This window comes from Streptomyces sp. NPDC002144 (genome assembly GCF_053593695.1).
Genome location: NZ_JBSFDB010000016.1, coordinates 207,571 through 214,615, shown reverse-complemented (window position 1 = coordinate 214,615; position 7,045 = coordinate 207,571). Strand labels below are relative to the sequence as shown.

The window sequence follows — 7,045 nt, the reverse complement described above, 5'->3', positions numbered from 1 at the left end:
CACGTCGTCCCGGTCGACGGTCAGGTCATCGGCGAAGTGCCGGTCGCCAGTGGCGTCGGGCACGTACTTCACAGTGACAACGATCCTCAAGCTCACGCCGGCTCTCCTACTGCATCGTCATTTCGGTGCTGCCTCTTTCAGGCAGCATAGGCGCCTCAAGCGGCCGATCCCGATCGGGGCGACCCCGCGCTCCGAGCGAAATATTACTCGCCAGTACACCCAGTTCGTTCCCGCTAAGCAAGCGCTTTGAACTGTGACCTGTGCAACGCAGCGTAATCGGAACTCGACCGCTTCGCAGAGGGAGCCGGCGCCGGATCAGTCCCGCAGGCCGTTGAAGCGCCCCTGGTGATAGAGGAGCGGGCGGCCGGGGCCGGTGGGGTCGCCGAGGGCGACCTCGGCCAGGACGATGCGGTGATCACCCGCGGGCACGCGCGCGACGATCCGGCACACCAGCCAGGCCAGGACGTCGTCGAGGACGGGGACGCCCTCGGGCCCCTCGCGCCAGGCGGTGGGCGCCCCGAAGCGGTCGGCGCCGCTCTTCGCGAAGGTGGCAGCGAGTTCCTGCTGGTGGTCGCCGAGGATGTGGACGCCGATGTGGTCGGTCGCGGCTATCGCGGGCCAGGAGGAGGCGCCCAGGCTGATGCCGAAGGAGAGCATCGGGGGTTCGGCGGAGACGGAGGCGAGGGAGGTGGCGGTGAAGCCGACCGGGCCGGCGTCGCCACGCGCGGTGATCACGGCGACTCCCGCCGCGTGCCGGCGGAAGACGGAGCGCAGCAGGTCGGGCGAGGCGAGCTGGGGGGTACCGAGGTCGGATGTGGCCGTCATGGAGTTGTCCTTCTGCGAGAGAGGGCGAGCGGGGTCGTGGCTGCTCAACAGCCCGGACAGCGCGCGCTCGCGTTGCGGACGAGGTCGACGTGGACCCGCCCGTACAGAAGGAGTTCGGTCGGCATGGGGTCAGGCTGACGATAGGTGGTGCGCCCAGTCAAGTACGTTCCGGCATATGGGAGATGCCTCACCGTCCGCATCACAGCCGTCAAACCGCCTCCCCCAGTGCCGCGATGACGTCCGCCTTGCGCGGCTGCCCGGTCGCCCGCCGCACCACCCGGCCGTCGGCGTCCAGGACGAGCACGGTCGGCGTCTTGAGGATGTCGAGTTCGCGGACGAGGTCCAGGTGGTCCTCGGCGTCGATCTCGACATGGGTCACGCCCGGCACCATGCCGGCGACCTCGCCCAGGACGCGCCGGGTCGCCCGGCAGGGGGCGCAGAAGGCACTGGAGAACTGCACGAGGGTGGCCCGCTCGCCCAGTTCCTCGCCCAACTCGGCCGCGTCGAGCCGCTTTCCGTCGTCGCGCCCACGCACGCGTACTCTCCCGCTCCGCTGCCGATGCAGCAATCCATAGGCGCCCGCCACCACGAGCACCACCACACACACCACGAGTCCGGCCATCGACTGCTCCAGCGTTCACGAGACTGCAAAGATTCCCGGCTCCAGGAATCGTGTCCCATGCGGAATGCTTGATTCATGGACATCGATGTGAGGGGCCCTCGCTTCGGGGCGGCCCTGACGACCCTGGTACTGGCCATTGTGCTGATCACCGGGAACGTCTGGCTATTGGCCTGGCAGACGCTGGCGTTCGCGCTGGGCGCTGCGGGCGGGGTGGGCCGGTCGCCGTACGGCTGGCTGTTCCGCAGGGTCGTACGGCCCCGGATCGGGCCGCCGACCGAGTTCGAGTCGCCGGAGCCGCCGCGGTTCGCGCAGGCGGTGGGGCTCCTCTTCGCGGGCGTGGGGCTCGTGGGCTTCGCGCTGGGTCCGGACTGGCTGGGGCTGGCCGCCACCGGGCTGGCGCTCGCGGCGGCCTTCCTCAATGCGGCGTTCGGGTACTGCCTGGGCTGCGAGATGTACCTGCTGGTGCGCCGGGTCGGGGTGCGCGCGGAGTAAAGGCGACGTAAAAGCACGAGGTGGATCACCGGGCGACGTGACGAGGATCTCCGCCGCTGTCCGGAACTTGGACTGGCTCCCCGGCCGTTCTTCGGGCACGATCTGCGAGATGCCGTAAACCTACGGCTGCGTAGCTTTCCCGCCGGGAGCGTCCTTCCCAGGCTGAGAAGGAAGGGTCCACCCCGTCCATGGCAGAGCTTGTCTACCGTCCCGTCATCGGTCTCGCGCTCACCTTGTTCAAGGCGTGGGACCTGAAGATCGACTGCAAGGGATCGGAGAACATTCCGCGCTCGGGTGGTGCCGTGCTGGTGAGCAATCACATCAGCTACCTGGACTTCATCTTCGACGGCCTCGCCGCGCTTCCGCAGAAGCGTCTCGTGCGCTTCATGGCCAAGGAGTCCGTCTTCCGGCACCGGATCTCCGGGCCGCTGATGCGGGGCATGAAGCACATCCCGGTGGACCGCGAGCAGGGCGACGCGGCGTACGCGCACGCGCTGGACTCCCTCAAGTCCGGTGAGGTCGTCGGGGTGTTCCCCGAGGCCACCATCTCGCAGTCGTTCACGCTGAAGTCCTTCAAGTCCGGTGCCGCGCGCCTGGCGCAGGAGGCGGGCGTCCCGCTGGTCCCGATGGCGGTCTGGGGCACCCAGCGGCTGTGGACCAAGGGCCACCCGCGCAACTTCAAGCGCAGCCACACGCCGATCACGATTCGTGTCGGCGAGGCCATCGAGGCCTCCAAGGACAAGTACGCGGGTGCCATCACCCGGCAACTCCGCGAGCGTGTCCAGGAACTGCTGGAGGCCGCCCAGCGCGCCTACCCGGTCCGTCCGAAGGACGCGAGTGACACATGGTGGATGCCGGCCCACCTGGGCGGCACGGCACCGACCCCGGAGGAAGTACGGGCGGCGGAGGCCCACTGAGGGCCGCCGGAAAACCCACCCACGCCTCGGCGGCAACGGCCCCTTGAGCACGCCTGACGCACCCGGGGACGGAGTTTGGCCGGGGTCCGGCCCGAGGCTTCCCGTGCCTGCCCGGCAGCCGGGCAAACGGCCGTACACGCCCTCCACGGCCACCGCCTGACCTGGGTTTTCTCCTCCCGCGGACTTAGGATCCCCGCTTCGGGAAGGGGATCCGATGGACCGACACATACGCACAGTCGAGGACGTACTCCAGCTCCTGGACGGCCTGTTCGCCGCCGGAGGCGATCGATGGACGACGGACGCCGGCTCGTGGTGGGACGACTTCTACGCGGACCGCTCACGCCGGATCCCGTTCTTCGCCGCGAAGCCTGACGAAAACCTGGTCTCCCACGTCGAGGCCGGACTGCTCACCCCCGGACGCGCCCTCGACCTGGGATGCGGCCCCGGCCGCAACGCGCTGTACCTCGCCTCCCAGGGTTTCGAGGTCGACGCCGTCGACCTGTCGTCCGAGGCCGTCGCGTGGGCCGGGGAGCGCGCGGCCGAGGCGGGTGTCGAGGTCCGCTTTCTTGCGGGAGACGCCTTCGCCCTGTCCGGGACCGGGTTGCGGGGGCCGTACGACCTGGTCTACGACTCGGGGTGCTTCCACCACCTGCCGCCGCATCGCCGGATCAGCTACCTGGCGCTGCTCGATCAACTCCTCGCCCCCGGCGGTCTGTTCGGGCTCACCTGTTTCGCCGCCGGTGCCATGGGCTCCGAACTGCCGGACGCGGCGTTCTATGAACGCGGCCGGCTCGAGGGCGGACTGGCGTACACCCCCGAGGCGTTGCGCACGCTGTTCGGTGGGATGACGGAGGTCGAGATACGGCGGATGCGCGACGAGCCGGCGGACTCCCCGTACTTCGGGGAGCCCTTCCTCTGGACCGCCCTGTTCCACCGGGCGTACTGACCCTCAGCTCGCGGACTGTGCGGCCCGTACGTCGATCCGCGCGCCCGGACTGAACTTCTCCAGCAGCTCGGCGAGTTCGGCGCCCGCCGCCTCCACCTCGGCCACCGGCATCGGGGCCAGGCTCTCCAGGAGGAAGATCGCGGAGACGCTCTGCTCGGTGAGACGGGTGCGCGGACCCTGGCGCCAGTTCCAGCGGCGGCAGGTGACACCCTCCTCGTCACGCCAGACCACCTCGCCCGCGTCGGGGTGCTCGATGACCTCCTCGCCTCCCGCGACGGTCACGAAGTCCTCGTCGCCGGTGGCCCGGACGAGCGTCATGCCGCCCCGGATACGGTCCGTGTCCTCGCCGCCGACGGGGATCAGATGGGCGACGCTGATCGCGTTGTAGAGGTCCACGAGGAGGTTGATCCGGGGCAGGCCGGCGTCGGACAACGCCCGCTTGGCCAGCGCCTCCGCGGAGTTGCGGGTGCGCGACGGCTTGGAGCCGAACGCCGTGTAGACCTCGCGCCAGGCCGCCATGTGCGGGTCCTCGTGCGGGGCGCGGCCGTCCAGACGTGCGGCGAGGCGGCGGACCGCGTCGTCGAGCAGCGCCGAACCGGCCTCGGTGCTGGGCCCGTTGACCAGACCGTGCGCCTCGATCGCGACATGGGTGAAACCGGGCGCGAGGGCACGCACCTCGTCGGAGACGGTCAGGGAGAGTGTCATCGCCTTGCCTCAGAGTGCGGTGGGGAGGGTCTTCCAGAGGGACGGCCGGTCGGGCGCGGCCCGGAGGACCTTCAGCACGGCCGGATGAGGTTCAGCGTACAGCACCGGATAGTCCAGCTCATTGGACTCCGGGTTGGGCGTGAAGGCCAGCCGCTCGCCGTCCAGGGAGAACCGGGCATCCACCCCCGGCTTGTTGCCGCGCGGGTCCTGCCGGAGCCAGGCACCGTTGAAGCGGACGGCGACCAGACCGTGCACCACGTCGAACTTCTGGTAGCAGAACGCGGTCGGGATGTCCTCGGCCCGCAACAGGGCAGCGAGGGCGTGCGCCTTGGCGTAGCAGATACCGGTGCCCTGCTCCAGGACGTCGGAGGCGCGCCAGGTGACCCGCGTATCGCCGGAGTCCTGCGAGTGGGGGATCGCGTCACGGACGAACTCGAAGGCGAGCCGTGCATAGGCATACGAGTCTGCCGCATTCCGAGCGAGACGCGCGGCCGTCTCCCGGACCAGCGGGTGGTGATGGTCGATGACCTCGTCGGCAGCCAGGTAGGCGGACAGGTCAGGGGTGTTCTGGATCAGCTCCATGCCCGCAGAGCATAGGAATACGGCCACCCGAGCGTCAATGACTTTTCATATGACCGCATATCTATGCAGCGGGTCGGCCCTTATCTGCGGCCCCTACCGGGCCATCTCCTCCTTCAGCGCCGCCACGAACGCGTCCACGTCCTCCTCGGTCGTGTCGAACGCGCACATCCAGCGCACGACGCCGGCCGCCTCGTCCCAGAAGTAGAACCGGAACCGCTTCTGCAGCCGCTCGCTGACGTCGTGCGGCAGCTTGGCGAAGACGCCGTTGGCCTGCACCGGGTAGAGGATCTCCACGCCGTGCACCGCGCGCACGCCCTCGGCCAGCCGCTGGGCCATCTCGTTGGCGTGCCGGGCGTTGCGCAGCCAGAGGTCCTTGGCGAGCAGGGCCTCCAGCTGCACCGACACGAAACGCATCTTGGAGGCGAGCTGCATGGACAGCTTGCGCAGGTGCTTCATGTGGCTCACGGCGTCCTGGTTGATCACCACGACCGCCTCGCCGAACAGCGCGCCGTTCTTCGTGCCGCCGAGGGAGAGGATGTCGACGCCGACCGCATTGGTGAACGTCCGCATGGGCACGTCGAGGGAGGCGGCCGCGTTGGCGATGCGGGAGCCGTCCAGGTGCACCTTCATGCCGTGAGCGTGGGCGTGCTCGCAGATCGCGCGGATCTCGTCCGGTGTGTAGAGGGTGCCCAGCTCCGTGCTCTGCGTGATGGACACCACCTGCGGCATGGCGCGGTGCTCGTCGTCCCAGCCGTACGCCTGCCGGTCGATCAGCTCGGGGGTGAGCTTGCCGTCCGGGGTGGGGACGGTGAGCAGCTTCAGACCGCCCATGCGCTCCGGCGCGCCGCCCTCGTCGACGTGGATGTGCGCGCTCTCGGCGCAGATCACCGCTCCCCAGCGGTCGGTGACCGCCTGGAGCGCGACGACGTTGGCGCCGGTGCCGTTGAAGACCGGGAAGGCCTCCGCCGTGGCGCCGAAGTGGCTGCGGATGATCCGCTGGAGGTTGTCCGTGTACTCGTCCTCGCCGTACGCGACCTGGTGCCCGCCGTTGGCCACGGCCAGGGCGGCGAGCACCTCGGGATGAGCCCCCGCGTAGTTGTCGCTGGCGAAACCGCGGACGTCCGGGTCGTGATGGCGGCGGGCGTCGCTCTTCGGGGGGTTCACGGCTTCTCGGTCAGCCACAGACGCTTTCCGTTCACTTCGGCGGCGGGCTTGCTCCAGACGTCGGCGATGGCCTCCGCCAGGTCCTTGACGTCGGTGAAGCCCGCGAACTTCGCGTTGGGGCGCTCGGCGCGCATCGCCTCGTGCACCAACGCCTTGACGACCAGGATCGCAGCCGCGGAGGTCGGCCCGTCGGGGCCCCCGGCCTTGCGGAAGTAGTCCGCCATGGCGAGCGTCCACGCCTCGGCCGCGGCCTTGGCGGCGGCGTAGGCGGCGTTCCCGGCGGTCGGGTTGGAGGCGCCGGCCGCGCTGATCAGGACGTACCGGCCGCGGTCGCTGCGCTGGAGGGCCTCGGAGAAGGCCAGGGAGGTGTGCTGCACAGTGCGGATGAGCAGCAGCTCCAGGAAGTCCCAGTCGTCCAGGCTGGTCTTGATGAAGGCCTCACTGCCGCGCCAGCCGCCCACGAGGTGGACCAGCCCGTCTACGCGGCCGAAGTCCTTCTCGATGTGGGTGGCCCAGTCGCGGGTGGACTCCAGGTCCAGCAGGTCGACGGGTTCCCCCGTGACGGTCGCACCGCCCGAGGCGTACCGGGCCGCGTCCACGGCCTCGGCCAGCCGCTCGGGGTCGTTGTCCGCGGCGACGACGGTCGCCCCGGACTCGGCCAGCCGCGTCAGGGCGGCCCGGCCCGCGGGCCCGCCCGCGCCCGCGACCGCGATCACCGCACCGCTGAGAGCTCCGTTCCCCGCCATGTTCTTCGCCTCCTGAGCAGTGTTCCCGGGCTTGCGCGCGACGGCG

Annotated in this window: 9 protein-coding genes and 1 pseudogene; 3 read left to right on the top strand and 7 right to left on the bottom strand. The window is 70.0% G+C overall.

All coding sequences use genetic code 11. The features are described 5' to 3' along the window. The 3 genes and pseudogenes from ACWCQ1_RS24910 to ACWCQ1_RS24900 form a co-directional block, all read right to left on the bottom strand. Positions 1–96 (bottom strand): annotated as a pseudogene (locus ACWCQ1_RS24910) (electron transfer flavoprotein subunit beta); the annotation flags it as partial. A 219-nt stretch (positions 97–315) separates the two neighbouring features. Continuing rightward, positions 316–825 carry a flavin reductase family protein gene (locus ACWCQ1_RS24905; protein ID WP_451027404.1) on the bottom strand — a complete coding sequence of 170 codons (510 nt, stop codon included), beginning with the start codon at positions 823–825 and terminating at the stop codon, positions 316–318. 208 nt (positions 826–1,033) lie between these two features. After that, the gene (locus ACWCQ1_RS24900) at positions 1,034–1,447 is read right to left on the bottom strand and encodes a TlpA family protein disulfide reductase (RefSeq protein ID WP_133046807.1); all 414 of its coding nucleotides are present in this window, start codon (positions 1,445–1,447) and stop codon (positions 1,034–1,036) included. Between the two features lie 75 nt (positions 1,448–1,522). Here ACWCQ1_RS24900 and ACWCQ1_RS24895 point away from each other — a divergent pair, with 75 nt between their 5' ends. From ACWCQ1_RS24895 to ACWCQ1_RS24885, 3 genes are all read left to right on the top strand, one after another. Next, the gene (locus ACWCQ1_RS24895) at positions 1,523–1,939 is read left to right on the top strand and encodes a DUF4395 domain-containing protein (RefSeq protein WP_133046808.1); all 417 of its coding nucleotides are present in this window, start codon (positions 1,523–1,525) and stop codon (positions 1,937–1,939) included. 188 nt (positions 1,940–2,127) lie between these two features. Beyond that, entirely contained in the window at positions 2,128–2,856 is a 729-nt protein-coding gene (locus tag ACWCQ1_RS24890) for a lysophospholipid acyltransferase family protein (protein ID WP_133046809.1), read from the top strand. A gap of 214 nt (positions 2,857–3,070) precedes the next feature. Next, the gene (locus tag ACWCQ1_RS24885; RefSeq protein ID WP_358606542.1) at positions 3,071–3,802 is read left to right on the top strand and encodes a class I SAM-dependent methyltransferase; all 732 of its coding nucleotides are present in this window, start codon (positions 3,071–3,073) and stop codon (positions 3,800–3,802) included. A 3-nt stretch (positions 3,803–3,805) separates the two neighbouring features. Here the strand turns inward: ACWCQ1_RS24885 and ACWCQ1_RS24880 are convergent, their stop codons facing one another. From ACWCQ1_RS24880 to ACWCQ1_RS24865, 4 genes are all read right to left on the bottom strand, one after another. Beyond that, the gene (locus tag ACWCQ1_RS24880) at positions 3,806–4,507 is read right to left on the bottom strand and encodes a B3/B4 domain-containing protein (RefSeq protein ID WP_451027403.1); all 702 of its coding nucleotides are present in this window, start codon (positions 4,505–4,507) and stop codon (positions 3,806–3,808) included. A 9-nt stretch (positions 4,508–4,516) separates the two neighbouring features. Further along, positions 4,517–5,089 carry a transglutaminase family protein gene (locus tag ACWCQ1_RS24875; RefSeq protein WP_358606536.1) on the bottom strand — a complete coding sequence of 191 codons (573 nt, stop codon included), beginning with the start codon at positions 5,087–5,089 and terminating at the stop codon, positions 4,517–4,519. 93 nt (positions 5,090–5,182) lie between these two features. Further along, complete coding sequence (locus ACWCQ1_RS24870; protein ID WP_358606533.1) at positions 5,183–6,253, bottom strand: threonine aldolase family protein; 1,071 nt, start codon at positions 6,251–6,253, stop codon at positions 5,183–5,185. Then, entirely contained in the window at positions 6,250–6,999 is a 750-nt protein-coding gene (locus ACWCQ1_RS24865) for an SDR family NAD(P)-dependent oxidoreductase (protein WP_133046814.1), read from the bottom strand. The genes ACWCQ1_RS24870 and ACWCQ1_RS24865 overlap by 4 nt, the downstream gene beginning before the upstream one ends. Positions 7,000–7,045: the final 46 nt, after the last annotated feature.